General features: G+C 59.2%; 18 protein-coding genes. 6 read left to right on the top strand and 12 right to left on the bottom strand.

From position 1 onward, the window contains the following. Positions 1-251: 251 nt before the first annotated feature. The 10 genes from B5G28_RS14450 to B5G28_RS08040 all read right to left on the bottom strand — a co-directional run bounded on the left by B5G28_RS14450 (position 252) and on the right by B5G28_RS08040 (position 12,218). On the bottom strand, positions 252-902 hold the full coding sequence (locus B5G28_RS14450; RefSeq protein ID WP_144265500.1) for a zinc ribbon domain-containing protein: 651 nt from the start codon (positions 900-902) through the stop codon (positions 252-254). Between the two features lie 17 nt (positions 903-919). Further along, the gene (locus tag B5G28_RS08080) at positions 920-1,726 is read right to left on the bottom strand and encodes a zinc ribbon domain-containing protein (RefSeq protein ID WP_087247671.1); all 807 of its coding nucleotides are present in this window, start codon (positions 1,724-1,726) and stop codon (positions 920-922) included. A 184-nt stretch (positions 1,727-1,910) separates the two neighbouring features. Beyond that, complete coding sequence (locus B5G28_RS08075) at positions 1,911-2,615, bottom strand: ABC transporter ATP-binding protein (protein ID WP_087247669.1); 705 nt, start codon at positions 2,613-2,615, stop codon at positions 1,911-1,913. Beyond that, the gene (locus tag B5G28_RS08070; protein WP_087247667.1) at positions 2,602-3,456 is read right to left on the bottom strand and encodes an ABC transporter ATP-binding protein; all 855 of its coding nucleotides are present in this window, start codon (positions 3,454-3,456) and stop codon (positions 2,602-2,604) included. Before B5G28_RS08070 ends, B5G28_RS08075 begins: the two co-directional genes overlap by 14 nt. Then, positions 3,453-4,859, bottom strand: a complete 1,407-nt coding sequence (locus B5G28_RS08065) for a branched-chain amino acid ABC transporter permease (RefSeq protein ID WP_087247665.1) — start codon at positions 4,857-4,859, stop codon at positions 3,453-3,455. The genes B5G28_RS08070 and B5G28_RS08065 overlap by 4 nt, the downstream gene beginning before the upstream one ends. 11 nt (positions 4,860-4,870) lie before the next feature. Then, entirely contained in the window at positions 4,871-5,746 is an 876-nt protein-coding gene (locus B5G28_RS08060; protein WP_087247663.1) for a branched-chain amino acid ABC transporter permease, read from the bottom strand. Between the two features lie 85 nt (positions 5,747-5,831). Continuing rightward, a complete protein-coding gene (locus tag B5G28_RS08055; RefSeq protein ID WP_242956750.1) occupies positions 5,832-7,046 on the bottom strand; it encodes an ABC transporter substrate-binding protein in 1,215 nt (404 codons plus the stop codon). Positions 7,047-7,409: 363 nt separating this feature from the next. Then, positions 7,410-9,383 (bottom strand): lysine--tRNA ligase, encoded by a 1,974-nt coding sequence (lysS, locus tag B5G28_RS08050; RefSeq protein ID WP_087247661.1) that lies wholly within the window; start codon positions 9,381-9,383, stop codon positions 7,410-7,412. Between the two features lie 19 nt (positions 9,384-9,402). Beyond that, complete coding sequence (gene greA, locus B5G28_RS08045) at positions 9,403-9,885, bottom strand: transcription elongation factor GreA (protein ID WP_087247659.1); 483 nt, start codon at positions 9,883-9,885, stop codon at positions 9,403-9,405. A 248-nt stretch (positions 9,886-10,133) separates the two neighbouring features. Continuing rightward, positions 10,134-12,218, bottom strand: coding sequence for an elongation factor G (locus B5G28_RS08040; protein WP_087247657.1), 2,085 nt, complete (start codon positions 12,216-12,218; stop codon positions 10,134-10,136). 389 nt (positions 12,219-12,607) lie between these two features. Between B5G28_RS08040 and B5G28_RS08035 the strand changes: the two genes are divergently transcribed. Beyond that, a complete protein-coding gene (locus B5G28_RS08035) occupies positions 12,608-13,087 on the top strand; it encodes a dCMP deaminase family protein (protein ID WP_087247655.1) in 480 nt (159 codons plus the stop codon). 104 nt (positions 13,088-13,191) lie between these two features. Next, entirely contained in the window at positions 13,192-14,190 is a 999-nt protein-coding gene (gene argF / locus B5G28_RS08030) for an ornithine carbamoyltransferase (RefSeq protein ID WP_087247653.1), read from the top strand. A 107-nt stretch (positions 14,191-14,297) separates the two neighbouring features. On the opposite strand, the gene B5G28_RS08025 is transcribed toward argF, so the two are convergent. Then, positions 14,298-14,855 (bottom strand): biotin transporter BioY, encoded by a 558-nt coding sequence (locus B5G28_RS08025; RefSeq protein ID WP_087247651.1) that lies wholly within the window; start codon positions 14,853-14,855, stop codon positions 14,298-14,300. Positions 14,856-14,939: 84 nt separating this feature from the next. Between B5G28_RS08025 and B5G28_RS08020 the strand changes: the two genes are divergently transcribed. Then, positions 14,940-15,518, top strand: a complete 579-nt coding sequence (locus tag B5G28_RS08020) for a hypothetical protein (RefSeq protein WP_087247649.1) — start codon at positions 14,940-14,942, stop codon at positions 15,516-15,518. A 4-nt stretch (positions 15,519-15,522) separates the two neighbouring features. Here B5G28_RS08020 and B5G28_RS08015 read toward each other — a convergent pair whose 3' ends face one another. After that, positions 15,523-16,422 (bottom strand): LysR family transcriptional regulator, encoded by a 900-nt coding sequence (locus tag B5G28_RS08015; RefSeq protein ID WP_087247647.1) that lies wholly within the window; start codon positions 16,420-16,422, stop codon positions 15,523-15,525. Positions 16,423-16,563: 141 nt separating this feature from the next. On the opposite strand from B5G28_RS08015, the gene B5G28_RS08010 reads away from it, so the two are divergent. From B5G28_RS08010 to B5G28_RS08000, 3 genes are all read left to right on the top strand, one after another. Beyond that, on the top strand, positions 16,564-17,946 hold the full coding sequence (locus B5G28_RS08010; RefSeq protein ID WP_087247645.1) for an MATE family efflux transporter: 1,383 nt from the start codon (positions 16,564-16,566) through the stop codon (positions 17,944-17,946). A gap of 235 nt (positions 17,947-18,181) precedes the next feature. Then, positions 18,182-19,399 carry an ABC transporter substrate-binding protein gene (locus tag B5G28_RS08005; RefSeq protein WP_087247643.1) on the top strand — a complete coding sequence of 406 codons (1,218 nt, stop codon included), beginning with the start codon at positions 18,182-18,184 and terminating at the stop codon, positions 19,397-19,399. Between the two features lie 203 nt (positions 19,400-19,602). After that, positions 19,603-20,481 (top strand): branched-chain amino acid ABC transporter permease, encoded by an 879-nt coding sequence (locus B5G28_RS08000; RefSeq protein ID WP_087247641.1) that lies wholly within the window; start codon positions 19,603-19,605, stop codon positions 20,479-20,481. The last annotated feature ends 10 nt before the right edge of the window (positions 20,482-20,491 follow it).

Genomic DNA, 20,491 nt, shown 5'->3' with positions numbered 1-20,491 from the left:
ATTGATTGCTCATTTTTACCCCCGTGAGACTTCTGAGATTTCTAAGACTTTTGATACTTTCTCTTATTTTCTCACAGGTCAGTACTTTTTTACAGTCGGGGGATTATGGAGCGCTTACACAACATCTGCCAGAAACGTCCTCATCAGGTCTCGGCTACGGTCGGGGAAGATGTTTTTCAACTCCCCTGCTGACCATACAAAATGCCCGCCGCGAAACCTTCGCAGCGGGCATTTTGATACAAATTATTTAACTACTGATATTTAGCATCTTGATAAACGATTAGGATTGCAGAATTTTCATAAGTATTAATTTCTATTTTACTTTTCGACTTTTTCCATACCATATAATTTGAGGTACTATCTTCTTCTGGTTTACCATATAAGTTTTTGTAGTAGTTAATTACTTGCTGTGAAAGTTCATTTTCACTATCTTCCTCATTAGTTGTCGCTGCTATAGTGATTTGGTAAAGCCCATCTTCATTAAAATAATAGATAGCTATTCCCGACAATTTGTCCATTCCTACCAATGAGTCAAAAACACTAAGATATGCACTCGTCGTTTCTGCATCAGATGGCTCAACCTCACCTCCATTTGGATATCTCTCTTTAATTGTATCAATATCTGTTCCCCATTTGATACCATCGTATAGTTGCTTTTTTTCTAAAGAGTTCTGAATCAAGCATGCTATTCCTATTCCTATTACTATTACAGCAGAAATAAGAACAAACCAAAAAGCTATCTTTCTCTTTTTTATATTCTTTTTCTTTTCAGTCCGGATTAGTTGTTGCTCTTCTGCTTTTTTGCTCTTTATACTTTCAGCAATTGGATACCCGCAATGTGGACATAACTCAGCTTTTTCGCTCACATAACTACTACATTCAGGACACACTATAAGAGCCATTATATTATTCCTTCTATTTATTCCCAATAAAACTCCATTTTATTATAGCAATTTACAACTTCCATATCCGCATCACTAAAATTGCTAGAAAAAGACTGCAAACTACCAGCAGGACTTATAGCCAAATTTGTTAATGTAAGGTATGCATCATAATAATCTTGTAAATCTTCATATGCCTTTTCCCATTTTTCTGGTGGATTCTGCATTTCTTTCATCAGATCAGTAACTACTTGTTGATTATTTTCTATCTCGTCAATTTTCTCTTGAAATTCTTTATCATCAAACAAATTTGCAAGAGCAATATTGAAATCGTCATAAAAATAACCCGTCCCATTATTTGCTCTTGTATATTTATCAGTTGTGCTATCTTTATCTTCAAAAATGCTATTAGACCATACACTTTTTATAAGATTTCCACAATTCTCTGCATCCGCCGCTCCTTCAAGCATTGTTGTTGATATAAGCTCTAGCTTTTCGCCGTACGCTTCTATTTGCTTTTGACGTATAAAGTTAGATATTCCAAGAATTACACCAATTCCAATCAAAACAGCTATCAAAATTACAACAATTTTTCTTTTTGAAAGCCTATCATTAATAATACTAACTTTTGTAACCTCTACTTGTTGCGGCTCCATCCGAGCAATTGATTTCACCTCTAGAGGATATCCGCATTTATCACATACTGTAGCACCCTTTTCGATTTCTGCACCGCATTCAGGACAAATCGGCTTTGGATCTTCAATTATAACATATCCACAATGTATACACTTCTTTGATTTGTCCGATATCTCTTTTCCGCAATTAGGACACTGAACAAGCGCCATATTGATTCCTCCCAGTTTATTTTAAACTTTTTTGAATGAAGTTTTCAAATTCCTTCATCCTTATCTTTATTAAGAATTATATCAAAAAAATCATTTCACATCAATAGAATTATTCTTTTCAAAATTCTCAATAAAAAACCCGGCGTGAATTTTTCACGACGGGCTTTTATTGTGGTAATTTTTATTATGCGTGGTTGCCCAGGTACGCTTTCCGGACGGCCTCGTTGGCCAGCAGTTCCTTACCGGTGCCGCACAGGGTAATCCGGCCGGTTTCCATGACGTAGCCCACGTCGGCGATCTGCAGGGCCATGTTGGCGTTCTGCTCGATCAGCAGCACCGTGACGCCCTTGCGGTTGATCTCCTTGATGATGTCGAAGATCCCTTTCACCACGATGGGGGCCAGGCCCAGAGAGGGCTCATCCATCATAATCAGCTTGGGGCGGGCCATCAGGGCGCGGCCCACCGCCAGCATCTGCTGTTCACCGCCCGACAGGGTGCCGGCGGCCTGCCAGGACCGCTCTTTCAGCCGGGGGAACAGCTCATAAATCCAGGCCAGGTCGCTCTCCAGGCTGTCCCGGCGCAGGTAGGCGCCGATTTTCAGGTTTTCCAGCACCGTCAGGTCAGGGAACACATGGCGTCCCTCGGGCACCAGGGTCAGGCCCTTGGAGACGATGCGGTCGGGCGGCAGGCCGGTCAGGTCCTCCCCCTGGAAGTGGACCCGGCCGCTCTTCACCTTCACCAGGCCGGCCAGGGCCCGCAGGGTGGTGGATTTGCCGGCGCCGTTGGCGCCGATCAGGGTCACGATCTGACCCTCCTCCACCTTGAAGGAGATCCCCTTGACGGCCTCGATGCCGCCGTAGCTCACACACAGGTCATCAATTCTCAGCATCGTCGGCCACCCCCAGATAAGCGTCAATGACGCGCTGGTTCCCGCTGATTTCCTCGGGGGTTCCCTCGGCGATCAGCTTGCCGAAATCCAGCACATAAATACGGTCGGAGATCTGCATCACCAGGTCCATGTGATGTTCGATCATCAGGACGGTCAGGTGGTATTTGTCCCGGATCTCCCGGATAAAGTCGGTCAGTTCCTGGGTTTCCTGCGGGTTCATGCCGGCGGCCGGCTCATCCAGCAGCAGGAGCTTGGGCTCGGTGGCCAGGGCGCGGGCGATTTCCAGCCGGCGCTGCAGGCCGTAGGGCAGCGAGGACGCCACCTCGTCCTTGTGCTGGGCCAGGCCCTGTTCTTCCAGCAGGGCCATGGCCTCGGCCCGCATCCGGGCCTCCTCCTTGGCGTTGAGCCGGAAGGTGGCGGACAGGAAATTCTGTTTGGCCCGCATATGCTTGGCGATCAGGACGTTTTCAAAGACGGTCAGTGCCCCGAACAGCCGGATATTCTGAAAGGTACGGGCAATGCCCCGGTGGGTGATGCGGTCGGGGGTGGGGTTCAGCTTGTGGGTGTACATCCCCTTGTTTTCCCCCAGATAGGCTTTGTCCATCTTGCCCTGGGGATAGTTTTCCACCAGAGGCTGGCCGCAGAAGTCGATTTTGCCGTTGGTGGGCTCATACACGCCGGTAATGCAGTTGAAGGCGGTGGTCTTGCCGGCGCCGTTGGGGCCGATGAGGGCCACGATCTCCCCCTCGTTCACATCCATGGACAGGTCGTTCATGGCCACCACGCCGCCGAACTGCATGGTCACATGTTCCACGTGGAGGACGTTTTGACGTTCGCTCATTTCAGCGCCTCCTTTTCAGCGTGTTTGGGGGTGGATTTGCGGGCCGAAAGCCTGCGGCCACGCAGGACGTCGGGCAGTTCCCGGTCGCCCATAATGCCGCGGCGGAAGAACAGAACCACAATCATGATGATGACCGAGAACACCACCATACGGAAGCCGTTGCGCAGCAGCGGCAGCTTGAGGCTGCGGGAGATGACGAAGTACACCAGCCAGCCCAGCAGCAGAATGGCTGCAATCCACACCGGCAGTTCCTGGGTCAGGGTATGGCCCTCCTTTTTGCGGATGGCCCGGATGGCCAGGAAGGCAGCCGCAATCACCGCGGCGGCAAACACCACGATGAAGGCCAGACGGCCGGGATCGGTGGGCGAAGCAAAGACCAGTTCCGAGTCCAGGAACCGGAGCCACCACTCCGAGCAGGCCACATAGAGGAAGGTGGCGATGATGGAACCGGACACCGAGCCGATGCCGCCGATGACCACGATCAGCAGCAGCTCATAGGTCATGGTAGAGGTAAAGACCTTGGCCTGGGCGTTGGCGGCGTACATGGCGAACAGGCCGCCGCCCACCCCGGCAAAGAAGGAGGAAATGCAGAAGGAGAGCATCTTGTGCTTGGCCAGGTTGATGCCCATGGCCTCGGCGGCCACCTCATCCTCCCGGATGGCCTTAAAGGCCCGGCCATAGGAGGAGTTGATCAGCAGGACGATGATGGCGATGCAGATCACCGCAATCAGCATGGGCACAAAGGCCGACAGGCGCAGGACGGTCTGGCCCGAGGCGTTCTCGATGTTGAAGTCGGAAAAGGTGGGGAAACTCTTGAGCATGTTGGCGCCGTTGGTGATGGGGCCCAAAGGCTGCCACTGGAACACAGCGCGGAGAATTTCCGCAAAGCCCAGGGTGGCAATGGCCAGATAGTCGCTCTTGAGCCGCAGCACCGGCAGGCCGATCAGGTAGGCGAAGCCGGCGGCCACCAGGCCGCCCAGAATCAGGGCCACCAGGACGCCCAGCACCATGCTGACCGCCCCGCCCACGCCGGTGGTGCCGAACACCAGGCCAAAAGTATCCTGGAGGGAGAAAGGCACCGCCGAGCCGCCGAACAGGTAGTAGACGGTATCTTTCTGGGCCACAGGGACGGTGAGGATGGCGTAGGTATAGGCGCCCAGCAGCATAAAGCCTGCCTGGCCCAGGGAGAACAGGCCGGTGAAGCCGTTCAGCAGGTTCATGGACACCACCACCAGGGAGTAGACCGCGCCTTTTTTCAGGACGGTGAACAGCTGGCTGGTGGGAAGCAGGACGCGGGGTGCGGCGGGAATCAGGGCGGTGATGTTTTCCAGCAGGATCACCAGAGCCAGAAAGGCGACGATCCCGCCCAGTGCGCCCCAGCTGACCGATTTTTTCTTGTTCATGCGGGGCCTCCTTACACTTTGTCGGTCGCCTTTTCACCGAACAGGCCGGTGGGCTTAAAGACGAGGATCACGATGAGCAGGGCGAAGGTAATGGCATCCGAAAAGACGGTGAACTGGGTGCTCTTGACCAGGTTCTCACAGATGCCGATGATGAAAGCGCCGATGACCGCGCCGGGGATGGAACCAATGCCGCCGAACACCGCCGCCACAAAGGCTTTCAGGCCCGGCATGGCGCCGGCGGTGGGGGTGATGGAGGGATAGTTGGTGAAGTAGAGCATGGAGCCGATGGCGGCCAGGGCCGAACCGATGATGAAGGTGGCCGAGATCACCGAGTTGATTTTAATGCCCATCAGCTGGCTGGTCTCAAAGTCCTTGGCCACCGCCCGCATGGCCATGCCCACCTTGGTGCGGTCGATGAGCTGGGTCAGCAGCACCACCAGGGCCAGCACCAGGAAGGGGGTCAGAATGACCGCCCAGCGGGTGGGGGTGCCCGCAATGGTGACGGTATCGGACAAAAACGGGATGGTGGGATAGCTCATGGGCTGGCCGCCGGTGACATAGGTGGCGGTGTTCTGGAGCAGGTAGCTGACGCCGATGGCCGAGATCATCACCGACATACGGGGGGCGGAGCGCAGGGGCTTATAGGCCACCCGCTCGATGATGAAGCCCAGGGCCACCGTCAGCACCAGCACCAGGGGCAGGGCGAGATACAGGGGCATCCAGGTGGAGACGTACACGCCCACCAGGCCGGCCACCATGAACACGTCGCCGTGGGCAAAGTTGATCAGGCGCAGGATGCCGTAGACCATGGTGTAGCCAATGGCAATCAGGGCATACTGGCCGCCTACTGCAATGCCGGACAGCAGGACCGAAACGAAATATTCCATACAGGTTCCCTCCGCTCAGGGCAGGTTTCAACAAATGGTTTGGCGGGAGCCAGCGGCTCCCGCCAAACCTTCGGTCATTTGTGATTTACTGGGCGACGGTCTGCTGGGTCTCCAGCTCCCATGCGCCGGTGTTGGTGGAGTGCTTGATGTAGGCGGTATCGCGGATGGCGTCGCCCTCCTCATCAAAGGCGATGTGGCCCGACACGCCGTCGTAGGTGACGCCGGCCAGGGCAGCCTTGACGGCAGCGGGATCGGTGGAGCCGGCGGCCTTCAGGGCCTCCAGAGCCACATAGTAAGCATCATAGCCCATGGCGGTGACCGCAGCGATGGTGTCGTTGCCGCCGTTGTTGGTCATGGCCTCGGCGTTCTCGTTGATGTAGGCCTTGACGCCCTCATCGAACTCGGGAGAACCGCCCTCCTGGTAGAAGGTGGAGACGTACAGCTGGACATCGGTGCCCTCAGCGGCAGCCAGAACCATGTTGTCGTCCAGGGTGTCGGAGCCCAGGAAAGCTGCGTCAATGCCCAGGGCAGCAGCCTGCTGGATGATCTGGGTGGCGTAGGCGATGGACACCGGGGTGAAGATGACGTCGGCACCCTCATTCTTGGCCTGGTTCAGGTAGGTGCTGAAGTCGGAGTTGTTGGTGGGGAAGGATGCGGTGACGACGGTGCCGCCGGCCGCCTCAAAGGCCTGAGTGAAGTAAGCGATCAGGCCCTGGTCGTACTCGTTGCCGGTCTCGCCCAGGCAGTAGGCCACTTTGGCGTCGAACTTATCCTTGGCGAAGTTGGCCAGGACGGTGCCCTGGAAGGGATCCAGGAAGCAGATGCGGTAGTAGTAGTCGTTGCCGGCGGTGACGTTGGGGTTGGTGCAGGTGACGCCCACCGCAGCCAGGCCCGCATCGTCAAAGACCGGGCCGCCCGCAATGGACACGCCCGAGCCGTAGGAGCCCAGCACCAGGGAGACGCCCTGGCTCACCAGCTCGGCAGCGGCCGAAGGAGCCTTGTCGGTGGAGGAGCCATTGTCCGCATAGACCAGCTCCACCGTATAGGTCTCGCCGCCGATCTCCACGGTGGGGGTCTCGGCGTTGGCGTACTGCATGCCCAGGGTTTCCTTTTTGCCGCCCGAAGCCGAGTCGCCGGTGGAGGGCTCAAAGACGCCGATCTTGACCACCTTGTCCCCCGAGGCGGAGCTGCCTGCGGCGGCCGAGCCGCTGGCCGCCGTGGACGAGGACGAGCAGCCAGCCAGTGCGGAGACGCTCATAGCAGCTGCAGCGGCCAGGGCTACAAACCGTTTCATTTTCATATCGTATTCCTCCCTCTGATTCCGGCACAGGGCCGGAGTGTACGCTCTATAAATACATTTGTATTTGCTGCGATATCACTATTATAAGCATCCGGAAGAAAATTGCAATAGCCAATTTCCACACAAAACAAAGTTTCAGCCCTCCCATTTCTGAGAAAAACGAAGAAAATAAAGTAGTACTTCTGGTTTTTGCCTTATTTTTGTGTTTCATTGGCGTACACCGCAAAATCTTTTTCTTGTATCCAAAAAGACAGATGTATTTATTTCACGTACAGACCGTCCGCCAAAAGGGCGCAAAAAAAGCCCAGGCCGGACGTGCAGAACGTCCGGCCTGGACCAAAGGCGGGAAATTTCCCGGAATACTTAATACAGCTTTGCGCCGGCGGGGATGTGATCATCCACCATCAGCAGATGGAGGCGCTCCTGGCCTTCCTCGTGATGGACGGCGCTGATCAGCATGCCGCAGGAGTCAATGCCCATCATCTTGCGGGCGGGCAGGTTGGTGATGGCGATGCAGGTCTTGCCCACCAGCTCTTCGGGCTCATAGTAGGCGTGGATGCCGCTGAGGATCACACGGTCCACCCCGCTGCCGTCGTCCAGAACGAACTGGAGCAGCTTCTTGCTCTTGGGCACAGCCGAGCACTCCTTGATCTTGACGGCGCGGAAATCGCTCTTGGAGAAGGTCTCGAAGTCCACCAGATCCTGGAACAGAGGCTCGATCTCCACCTTGGAGAAGTCGATGGGCTCTGCCTGGACGGGGGCCGCGGGAGCGGCTGCCGAAGCAGTCTCAGCCGGAGCGGCCTCCGCAGCGGGGGCCTCCTCCTTCTTGGGAGCGTCCAGCGGCTTCATGGTGGGGAACAGCAGCACGTCGCGGATGGAGGCCGAATCGGTCAGCAGCATGACCAGACGGTCGAAGCCGAAGCCCAGGCCGCCCGTGGGGGGCAGGCCGTACTCCAGAGCGTTGACGTAGTCGTAGTCCACCTGTGCCTTGCAGCCCGGCTCCAGCGACTTGCGCTCGGCCACCTGGCGCTCAAAGCGCTCCTTCTGGTCGATGGGATCGTTCAGCTCGCTGAAGGCATTGCCGAACTCGGTGCAGTTGATGAAGTACTCAAACCGCTCGGTGAAGGCGGGCTCGCTGGGCTTGCGCTTGGCCAGGGGGCTGATCTCCACCGGGTAATCGTAGATGAAGGTGGGCTGGATCAGCTTATCCTCCACGAAGGCGTCAAAGAAGGCGGCCAGAATGGAGCCGCGGGTGGGCACCTCGGGCAGGTCCACATTGTGGGCGCGGGCGGCCACGATGGCGTCGGCGTCCGACTTCCAGTCGTAGTAATCCACGCCGGAATACTTCTTGACGGCCTCCACCATGGTCAGGCGCTCCCAGTGGCTCATGTCGATCTGGTTGCCCTGATAGGGAATCACCAGGCTGCCGCAGATCTTCTGGGCCAGGCGCTTGTACAGCTCCTCCACCAGATCCATCATGCCGTGGTAGTCGGTGAAAGCCTGGTACAGCTCCACGCTGGTGAACTCGGGGTTGTGCTTGGGGTCCATGCCCTCGTTGCGGAAGATGCGGCCCACTTCGTACACACGGTCGATGCCGCCCACCACCAGCCGCTTGAGGTACAGCTCGGTCTCGATGCGCAGCACCATGTCCATGTTCAGGGTGTTGTGATGGGTGATGAAGGGACGGGCCGATGCGCCGATCTCAAAGGGGGTCAGGATGGGGGTGTCCACTTCCAGGAAGCCCCGCTCATCCAGGTAAGCCCGGATTTCCCGCAGGATCTGGCTGCGCTTGACAAAGGTATCCTTCACCTCGGGGTTGGCGATCAGGTCCACATAGCGCTGACGGTACCGCATCTCGGTGTCGGTCAGGCCGTGGAACTTCTCGGGCAGGGGCCGCAGGCTCTTGGCCAGCAGGGTCAGCTCCAGGGCCCGGACGCTCAGCTCGCCGGTCTTGGTGCGGAACACCTCGCCCTTGACGCCGATGATGTCGCCCACGTCCAGCTTCTTGAAGGCGGCGTAAGCCTCCTCCCCCAGCTCGTCCCGGCGGACGTAGAGCTGGATGTCGCCCTTGTCATCCCGCAGGTGGGCAAAGCTGGCCTTGCCCATGACGCGCTTGGACATCATGCGGCCGGCCAGGGCCACGGTGCGGCCGGCGTCGGTCTCATTGGGCAGGTCCGCAAACTCGGCCTTCAGATCGGCCGAGTAGGCGTCCTGGGGAAACTTGGTGATTTCAAAGGGGTCGCTGCCGGCGGCCCGCAGGTCGGCCAGCTTCTGACGGCGGACAAGCACCTGCTCGCTGTCCGCAGCAGCCCCGGTGCCGTTCTTGATTTCTTCCATTCCTACCTCCTGTACCGGCTTAACCCTTGCTGTGGGTGATGGCCAGCACCTTGCACACTACAGTATGGCCCGCGGGCAGCAGAACCTCGGCTTCTTCGCCCACAGCCTTGCCCAGCAGGGCATGGCCCACCGGGCTCTCGTCGCTGATCTTGCCGTTGAGGGGGTCTGCCTCGGTGCGGCCGACGATGTCGTACTCTTCCGGCTCCTCGTCCTCCATCTGGATGGTGACGTGGGTGCCCACCGAGACAGAATCCACGCTCAGCTCGCTCTCGTCGATGACGCGGGCGTTCTTAATCATCTGCTCCAGCTCGGTGATGCGGTTCTCCACCAGGCCCTGGGTGTTTTTGGCCTCGTCGTACTCACTGTTCTCGGACAGGTCGCCGTGGCTGCGGGCTTCCTTGATTTCCTCGGCCAGCTCCTTGCGGCGTACCGTCTTGAGGTATTCCAGTTCTTCCTGTACGGCCTTGAGGCCGGCAGCAGACATTACGATTTCCTGTGCCATGGATCTGAATCTCTCCTTATGCTCGAAATATGCCCGCGGGGCTCTGGGCGCCGCGAGCTGAGGGCTGTTTTTCGGGGTGCAGCGGCGCCCGGGCGGGCCGGCCGGCACTCTAACCTCTCCATTATAATAGCAACCCTGCGGGATGTCAACCAAAACACATCGCAGATACGGTACAAAAAAGACCCCGCCGGCAGAGGGAATTGCCGACAGGGTCTGGTGGATGTCACAATATGGGTTCAGAACAAGGCTCAGTCGTCGCTGCTCTCGTCCAGGTTGCCCAGTTTGCGGGCCTGCTCCACCACCGAGGACACCAGGTTCTCGGGCAGGATCTCATAGCGGGCGAACTCGCGGGTAAACCAGCCGCGGCCCTGGGTGGTCTGACGGATGAAGGTGGTCAGGGTGGTGATTTCGGACAGGGGGATCTCGGCGATGATGGTCTGGAGGCCGTCTTCATCCGGCTCCATGCCCAGCACGCGGCCGCGGCGCTTGGTCACATCGCCCATCACGTCGCCGGTGTTGTCGTTGGGGACGTGGGTGCGGACGGTGTAGATGGGCTCCAGGATGACGGGGCCTGCCTCGGGCATGGCGGCCTTGTAAGCCAGCTTGGCGGCCATGATGAAGGCCATTTCCGAGCTGTCCACCGGGTGATAGCTGCCGTCCAGCAGGGTGGCCTTCAGGCCCACCACCGGGTAGCCGGCCAGGATGCCCTTTTCGGCGGCCAGGCGGACGCCCTTCTCAACTGCCGGGAAGAAGTTCTTGGGCACGCTGCCGCCGAAGACATTCTCCTCAAAGAGGATGGCCTCGCCGTCGCAGGGCTCGAACTTGATGATAACGTCGCCGAACTGGCCGTGGCCGCCGGTCTGCTTCTTGTGGCGGCCCTGCTTCTGGACCGGCTTGCGGATGGACTCACGGTAAGCGATCCGGGGAGCCTCCAGGCCGATCTCGACGCCGAACTTGTTCTTCATCTTGGCCTTGACCACATCCAGATGCTGCTCGCCCAGGCCGCCGATGATCTGCTGATGGGTCTCGGCGTTGTTCTCGTAGCTCAGGGTGGGATCTTCTTCCATCAGACGGGCCAGAGCGCTGCTGATCTTGCCCTCGTCGCCCTTCTTGGCCACGGTGACGGCCATGAAGAAGCTGGGCTGCGGGAAGACCGGTGCGTCCAGGCTGACCACGCGGGAGGGATCGCAGAGGGTGTCGCCGGTGCGGGCGCTCACCATCTTGGCCACCGCGCCGATGTCGCCGGCGCAGATTTCGTCGGTATCAATCTGCTTTTTGCCGCAGATGAACATGGGCTTGCCCAGTTTTTCGGTGTCGCCGGTGCGGGCGTTCACCAGGCTCATGCCGGCGGTCACGCGGCCGCTGACCACGCGCAGATAGCTCATCTTGCCCACGAACGGGTCGGCCACCGTCTTAAAGACATAGGCGGCGGTGGGCTCGTCGGCCTTGCAGTGGAGCTCCACCATCTCGCCGTCGGCGTTCTCGGCAGGGATGCCCTCGGCGTGGGCCGGGCTGGGCAGCAGCTTCTCCATGTTGAACAGCAGCATATCCAGCGCCTGCATATTGACGGCGCTGCCGCAGAACACAGGGGTAATCAGGCCGTCCTTGACGCCCTTGCGCATGCCTTCCACGATTTCCTCGGTGGTGAAGGGCTCGCCGCCGAAGAACTTCTCCATCAGCTCGTCGTCGGTCTCGGCGATGGCCTCGCTCATGGCCTCGATCAGGCCCTGGAACCGGTGGCCGATGTCGGGCAGATCCACCTGGATCTGTTTGCCGCTCTCATACTTGAATGCCTTCTGGCTGAACAGGTTGATGTACACGCTGGTGCCGTCATCCAGACGGGCAGGCACCACGCAGGGGCAGATGCTGGAGCCGAACTTGATCTTCAGGTCCTCCAGAATCTGGAAGTAGTTGGAGTGCTCCAGATCCGACTTGGAGACAAAGACCATGGTGGCCTTGTTGTTCTTGCGGGCCAGCTGGAATGCCTTCTCGGCGCCCACGGTGACGCCGCTGCGGCCCGACACGCAGACCAGGACGCTCTCGGCGGCCCGGATGCCCTCGTACTCGCCGGCCTCGAAGTCAAACAGGCCCGGCGCGTCGATCAGGTTGTACTTGATGCCGCCGAACTCCACCGGAACCACCGATGCCGACAGGCTGGCTCTGCGCTTTGACTCCTCGGGGTCAAAGTCGGAGATGGTGGTGCCGTCTTCCACGCGGCCCATCCGCTCGGAAGCGCCCGAAAAATAGACCAGTGCCTCAGTCAGCGTCGTCTTGCCGCTGCCGGCATGGCCTGCAATCAAGATATTGCGGATATTGTTGCTTGCGTATTTCATAACGGTCTTCCCTCATTTCCGCCTGGCGGGACTTCTCTCCGCTTTTGTGGCATATTTTACAAAGATAATACCACAACTCTCCCGGAATTTAAATCATTTGTCCCGCATTTGGCCTCCAAAGTTCCCGGGTTGGTTTTGTGCATTTTGTCAGCGGGCTGATTGCCGATTGTTTTTTAAACGCTGTTACGGTATAATGTCTTTACCAATTCCAGGGCCTTTCAGGCCCTGAACCGCCCCGCCGGGCCGGTTTCAGGGCTGCCTGTTGAGACAGGCGGGGCTTTTGCGAAAAAATTTTGCCGCCGAAATTGTGCGGAACGACGAAAACTTTGACCGGAAAGGAGTTTACGGCAGGGCGCCCGACTCCCCTGCGCCCCGCCCGTACCATTGCTATGAAACGCAGCGACTACATCAACTGGGACGAATATTTTATGGGCATCGCCATGCTCAGCGCCATGCGCTCCAAGGACCCCAACAGCCAGGTGGGGGCCTGCATCGTCAGCCCCGAGAACAAAATCCTCTCTCTGGGCTACAACGGCATGCCCACCGGCTGCGACGACGACGCCATGCCCTGGGACCGGGAGGGCGCTCCCCTGGAGACCAAATACATGTATGTCTGCCACGCTGAGCTCAACGCCATCCTCAACAGCGCCCACAACAACCTCAAGGGCGCCCGGATTTACGTCACCCTGTTCCCCTGCAACGAGTGCACCAAGGCCATCATTCAGTCGGGCATCAAGGAGCTGGTGTATTACGGCGACAAGTACCACGACAGCGATTCCAGCATCGCGGCCCGGTTCATGCTCCAGAAGGCCGGGGTCCGTGTGACCCCCTACCGTGCCACCGGCCGGGAGGTCACCTTCACACTTTGAGAAACCCCGCTTGACACAGGCCCGGTCTGCGTCGTATAATGAAATGCATATTTATCCAATAATTTTCATTAAATGCAGCATATATGCAGAAAGGGGACTTTCCTGTGAATTTGAAAGGACGCAGCTTTTTGAAACTGCTGGACTATACCCCCGCCGAGATCGGCGGTCTGATTGACCTGGCGGCCGACCTGAAGGCCAAAAAGAAGGCCGGCATCCCCCACGACACCCTGCGCGGGAAAAACATCGCCCTGATTTTTGAAAAGACCTCCACCCGCACCCGGTGCAGCTTTGAGGTGGCGGCCCACGATCTGGGCATGCAGGTGACCTATCTGGACCCCCAGGGCAGTCAGATCGGGAAAAAGGAGTCCATCGCCGACACCGCCCAGGTGCTGGGCCGGATGTTTGACGGCATCGAGTACCGGGGCTATGGTCAGGAGATCGTGGAGGAGCTGGCCCATTACGCCGGGGTTCCGGTGTGGAACGGCCTGACCAATGAGTTCCACCCCACCCAGATTCTGGCCGACTTTTTGACCATCCGGGAGCACTTCGGCAAGCTGGAAGGGATCAACTTTGTCTACTTCGGGGATGCCCGCTACAACATGGGCAACAGCCTGATGGTGGGCTGCGCCAAGATGGGCCTCCACTTCACCGCCTGCGCCCCCAAGAAGTACTGGCCCGACCCCGACCTGGTGGCTCAGTGCCAGGCGGTGGCCGCCGAGACCGGCGCCACCATCCGCTTTGAGGAGGACCCCATGAAGGCCGCGCAGGGTGCCGACGTCCTGTACACCGACGTGTGGGTGTCCATGGGTGAGCCGGTGGAAGTCTGGGCCGAGCGGATCGCCGACCTGGCCCCCTACCAGATCAATGCCCAGCTGATGGCTGCCGCAGGCCCCCAGGCGGTGTTCATGCACTGCCTGCCCGCCTTCCATGACCACAAGACCACCGTGGGCAAGGAGATGGGCGAGCGGTTCGGCCGGGATGCCATGGAAGTCACCGACGAGGTGTTCCAGAGCCCCCAGAGCATCGTCTTTGACGAGGCCGAAAACCGGATGCACACCATCAAGGCGGTCATGGCCGCCACCCTGGGCTACCAGGAAGCTTAAACAAAACAGCAAAGGCCGCAGCGTTTTTGGGCTGCGGCCTTCTTGTTGTATTATAATAATGAAAGAGATTCACTTTTTGGCCTAAAAAGGCGCGCAAGTTTCAGCTTTCAGCGGCCAATGAGTCCGGCCTGCAGGAGCCGTGCCCGGATGGGGCTGCCCACGGCCGAGGACAAGATTACCTTGACCAGGTCAAAGGGAATGAAGGGCAGCACGCAGACCCCCAGAGCATAGGGCAGGGTGCAGCCCATCTGAACGATGAACCAGGCGGTGCCGAAGGCATAGCTGACGGCGATGCCGGCGATCATCCCCAGGCTGGACCAGACGGGGCGGCCATGGCTGCGTTCCACCACCCAGCCGCCGATGGCGGCCTGGGCCACAAAGCCGATCAGATAACCGCCGGTGGGGCCCAGCAGCTTGGCCAGACCCCCGCCGTAGCCCGAAAAGACCGGCAGGCCCACCGCGCCCAGCATCAGGTAGACCGCCACGCTGGCGGCGCCCAGCCGGGGGCCCAGCATCCAGGCGGCCAGGCAGACCACCAGGTTGGTCAGGGAGATGGGAATGGCCCCGATGGGCACCGACAGGGGGCCCAGAATGCACATCACGGCGGCCATCAGGGCCGTGACGGTCAGGTGCGAAGCGGTTTGTTTTTTATCTTTCAGCGTCATGAACAGTCCTTCCTTTCTGTTTCCAGTATAAAAAATGCGAAGGAAAAGGTCAAATGCAAAATTGTGAAAAAGGAGCGTGGTTCGATGGGCGGCGGAAAAGTAACCCGGCCCGACTTCGGGCTGGGGCAGCCCGACCCGGGGCATCCCATGACAGAATTCTATACCCTTGTGCTGGAGGGGCTGGAACAGGCCGAGAGCTTTGCTCTGCCCGGCCTGTACGCCCGGTTTGACCCGCCGGCCTGGCCCATCGAGGCTCACGAGGCCCGGGACTGGTGCAGCCTGTCTCCCGTTCCCCGGGAAGGTTTCACCCAGATTGTGCCGCCGGGGCGGCTGCGGGTGCTCTACAGCGAATTGCGGTGCACCGCCGCCGGGGCGCCCTCGGCTCTGGTGCTCACCCAGGAGGGCACCCGGACCAGCTGCGCCCTGCGGCTGCTGCCGCCCTTCCTCTGGCCCTCGGAGGAAGAAACCCCGGCCTGGCCCGACTGTGCCATGGCCCTGACCCTGACGTTAGGGCCCCGGGCGGTGGATCTGGCCGACGCCAATCCCGCCGCTCTGGCCCGTCAGCTCATCGAGAACCCCGAGGGCAAGGCCTGGGTACAGCATCCCAAGCTGGACCGCTGGCTGGAAGCCCAGGGCGCCCGCTGGCAGAAGCTGTGGCGGTAACCCTTTACTGGGCCGAGGCAGCCCGGAGCATCCGCTCCAGTTCCATGGCCGCCACGCTCAGGGGGCGGCTCTTGTCCTTCACCAGGCTGATGTACCGGACCGGGGGCGGGGTCTGGAGCTCCAGCTGGACCACATCCTTTTTGGCCAGGGCCTCCCGGGCAAAGTCCTCGGGGACGAAGGCCACCCCCAGCCCATAGCAGACCAGAGGCAGAATCTGGTCGGTGGTGGCGGTCTGGACGTCCGGCTCCAGCATGGCCCCGTGTTCTGCGAACAGCTGGGCATAAAAGGCATAGGTGGAGCTGTCATGCCCCAGGGAAATCAGGGGCAGCCCGGCGATATCCTCATAGGTGAGGCGCCGGCCCGCCAGATAGCCATATTCCGGCCCCGCCACCAATAAGTCGTGGAACGGCCGCAGCCGCTGTTCAGTGAGGGGGGCGGTGAGCTCCCCGCAGGGGGTGCCCACCACCGCCAGCTCCACCAGGCCCGACCGCAGCGCCGCGATGGCCTGGGGGGTGGAATGGTTGGTGATCTGAAGCCTGACCCCCGGATACCGCCGCTTGAAATCCCGCAGCACCGGCAGCAGCAGCCCGTGAAGGGCTGTCTCGCTGGCGCCAATGGCAATCTGGCCGCTGTGCAGGCTCCGCCGGCTGGCCAGCTCATATTCGGCGGCCTGCAGCTGTTCCTGCATCACCTGGACGTGGGCGTACAGCCTCTCCCCCTCCGGGGTCAGAGTCACCCCCCGGTGGCTTCGCTCAAACAGGCGGCACCCCAGCTCCTGTTCCAGCAGGTTGATGGTGCGGGTGATGTTGGGCTGGCTGCCATGCAGCGCCGCGGCGGCCTGGGTGAAGCTGCTGTATTTGGCTACGTAATAGAAAATCCGATAGTAGTCATACGGTACCGACATGAGCGCGCATCCTTTCATATCATGTGGATATGGTTTTTATATAAAACATATATTTTACATATGCTCTCCAAAAAAGTATACTATCTTTCGGTAGAAATTACAACAGCTCTGTCTGTGCAGCATCTGTAAGGAGGAATATCTGTGAATAAGGATTTGACGGTGGGCAAGCCGTCCACTGTGTTGTGGCAGTTTTGCCTTCCCATGTTTGGCAGCATCGTCTTTCAGCAGCTTTACAATATTGCCGACAGCCTGGTGGCAGGCAAATTCGTCGGCGAGGACGCCCTGGCGGCCGTAGGCAACAGCTATGAGATCACCCTGATCTTCATCGCCTTCGCCTTTGGCTGCAACATCGGCTGTTCCGTCATCGTGTCCCGGTTCTTCGGCGCAAAGCAGTACGAGGACATGAAAACTGCCGTCACCACTTCCCTGATCGGCTGCGCCGTCCTGGTGGCCGCCCTGATGGCGGTGGGCCTGTTCGGCTGCGACGCCCTGCTGGAGCTCATCAACACCCCGGAGGAAATCCTGGCCGACTCGGCCCTGTATCTGGACATCTACGTCCTGGGCCTGCCCTTCATGTTCTTCTACAACGTGGCCACCGGCACCTTCTCGGCCCTGGGCGACAGCAAGACCCCCTTCCTGTTCCTGGCGGCTTCCTCCACCAGCAACATCTTCATGGACATCCTGTTCGTCACCGCCTTCCACATGGGTGTGGCCGGCGTGGCCTGGGCCACCTTCCTGTGCCAGGGCGTCAGCTGCATCCTGGCCATGTGGGTGGTGGCCAAGCGGATGATGGGCATTCACACCGAAACCAAGCCCGCCCTGTTCTCCTGGAGCATGCTGGGCAAGATCTCGGTCATCGCCATCCCCAGCATCCTGCAGCAGAGCTTCATCTCGGTGGGCAACATTGTGATTCAGAGCGTGGTCAACAGCTTCGGCGCCAGCGTCATCGCCGGCTACTCCGCTTCGGTCAAGCTGAACAACCTGGTCATCACCTCCTTCACCACCCTGGCCAACGGCATCTCCAACTACACCTCCCAGAACCTGGGCGCCGGCAAACCCGACCGGATGCGCCAGGGCTATCTGGCCGGCATCAAGCTGGTGTGGGCCCTCTGCGTGCCCCTGGCCGGCCTGTACTTCTTCGCCGGACGCCAGCTGCTGTTCCTGTTCATGAATGAGCCCACCGGCACCGCCATCGACACCGGCATCCTGTTTTTGCGGATCGTGGCACCCTTCTACTTCCTGGTGTCGGTCAAGCTGGTGTCGGACGGCGTGCTCCGCGGCTGCGCCCTGATGGTCCAGTTCATGATCTCCACCTTTGCCGACCTGATCCTCCGTGTGGCCCTGGCCATCGGCCTGTCCGCCACCGCTCTGGGCTCGGACGGCATCTGGCTGTCCTGGCCCATCGGCTGGACCGTGGGCACCGCCCTGTCCCTGTTCTTCTGCCTGCGGGTTATGAACAAGGCCAAGCAGACCCAGCCCGACGCCGCTGCACAGGCAGCCGTCCTTTCCAGCGAAAATATCTGATCCCCTCCGCCCTGGCAGGATCTTCCATCCATGGGATTTGCAGGTGAAATTTGTTAAAGTTCACAATAAAAAAGTCTCATGTATTAAGAAACTATGTCGGGTTTGTGACTTGCGGCGGGCGCTTCAGTTGATTATACTAGAACAAAGCAAGGGAGCTTCAATGGGAGAAGGGGCTCCCTTGTTTGTTCATTTTCAACTGAATGTTATGAAGCAAGCAAGAAAGAGGGATAATATCATGAAAACGAGCATTTCCCGCCGTCAGTTCCTGGCTGCTGTGGGCGCTGCCGCCGCTGTGAGCGCCCTGAGCGCCTGCGGTTCCTCGTCCAGCAGCTCCACTGCTGCATCCGGCGCAGCTTCCGGCTCCGCCTCCGCTTCGGGCGATACCATCAAGGTGGGCCTGCTGGCCCCCCTGACCGGCGACGTGTCGGTCTACGGCATTGCCGTTGCCAACGGCGCCAACCTGTACATCAAGCAGCTGAACGAGGCCGGCGGCATCAACGGCAAGCAGGTCGAGGTTGTTGAGATGGACGAGCAGGGCGACGCCACCCAGGCCGTCACCTGCTTCACCCAGATGGTGGACCAGGGCATCACCGCTCTGATCGGCGACGTCACCACCACCCCCACCCTGGCTGTCGTGGCTGAGACCCAGGACTACAACATGCCCATGGTCACCGCTTCCGCCACCGCCGAGGCTGTCACCTACGACGCTGAGACCGATACCGTCTACAGCAACGTGTTCCGCACCACCTTCACCGACCCGTTCCAGGGCATCAAGATGGCCGACTACGCCACCGACAAGCTGGGCTACGCCCGTGCTGCCGTCATCTATCAGCTGGGCGCCGACTACAACGAGGGCCTGGCCACCAACTTTGAGTCCGAGTTCGCAGCCAACGGCGGCGAGATCGTGGCCTCCGAGACCTACTCGGCCGGCGACGTGGACTTCCGCACCCAGCTGACCACCATCCTGGCAGCCAACCCCGACGTGGTCTACTGCCCCAACTACTATGAGGATGTGGGCCAGATCCTGTCCCAGGCCACCGACGTGGGCCTGACCGTTCCCTTCCTGGGCGGCGACGGCTGGGACGGCGTCACTCAGTACGCCACCGCAGAGCAGCTGGACGGCTGCTACTTCTGCGCCAACTACGCCACCGGTTCCAACCCCGACTTCGAGAGCGCTTACGAGGCCGAGTACGGCGAGAGCTATCCCAACGGTTTCTCTCCCCTGGGCTACGACGCAGCTCTGACCGTCTGCGGCGGCCTGCAGGCTGCTGAGGACGCCGGCCTGGAGCCCGGTACCGACGAGTACAAGCAGGCTGTCATCGACGGCATCAAGAACGGTTCCTTCGAGGGCGTCACCGGCTCCTTCACTTTTGACGAGTACAACAACCCCGTCAAGACTGCCGCCATCCTGACCTTCGAGAACGGCGAGGCCGTCTTCGTCGAGCAGTACTAATCGGCGTCAAAAGGGCCCGTCCGCCGGGCCTGCGCGCAGCGTTTGCCTGTGCGTCTTATCTTGTTTTTATTGCGGAATACTGCGGAGCAATAAAAAACGTATAGTGCGGAGACCGCTCGAACAGGAAATGCTCGGATGGTCTCCGCTTTTTCATATCCGCCGGATTCCGAGCGTATCATGTCAAAAAGAAAGGAACTGCAACGATGACAGTGTTTTTTAGCCAGCTGATCAACGGCCTTTCGCTGGGCAGCATCTACGCACTGATCGCCCTGGGCTACAGCATGGTGTACGGCATCATCCTGCTGCTGAACTTCGCCCACGGCGACATCATCATGGTGGGCGCCTACATGTCCTGGTTCGTGATGAACCAGCTGGGCCTGGGTCCTGTGACCGCGGTCTGCGCCTCCATCATCACCTGTACCCTGCTGGGCGTGGTGATTGAAAAAATCGCCTACACTCCCCTGCGCTCCGCGCCCCGCCTGTCCCTGCTGATTACCGCCATCGGCGTCTCCTTCTTCCTGGAGTACACCGCTGAGCTGCTGCTGGGTTCGGGCGCCAAGGTCATCCCCTCCTACTTCACCAACCAGGTGTACCGTCTGGGCAGCGTCAACCTGAGCCTCACCACCATCCTGACCCTGGGTGTCATGGTGGTGTCCATGATCGTGCTGACCCTGCTGGTCCAGCGGACCAAGCTGGGCAAGGCCATGCGGGCCGTCTCGGAGGACATGGACGCCGCCCGCCTGATGGGCGTCAACGTCAACAGCACCATTTCCTTCACCTTTGCGGTGGGCTCGGCCCTGGCGGGCATCGGCTCGGTGCTGTACTGCTGCAGCTATCCCCAGGCTACCCCCACCATGGGCTCCATGCTGGGCCTGAAAGCCTTTGTCGCCGCCGTTCTGGGCGGCATCGGCTCCATCCCCGGCGCCATGATCGGCGGCCTGGCCATCGGCGTGTGTGAGAGCATGGTCTCGGCCATCGGCCTGTCGGCCTGGCGCGACGCTGTCACCTTTGCGATCCTGATTGTCGTGCTGCTGGTCAAACCCACCGGCATCCTGGGCCGCAAGGTACAGGAAAAGGTTTAAGGAGGGTTGG

Source organism: Faecalibacterium sp. An77, assembly GCF_002161315.1.
In the GTDB taxonomy this organism is placed as follows: domain Bacteria; phylum Bacillota; class Clostridia; order Oscillospirales; family Ruminococcaceae; genus Faecalibacterium.
This window is presented reverse-complemented; position numbering and strand designations above follow the sequence as displayed.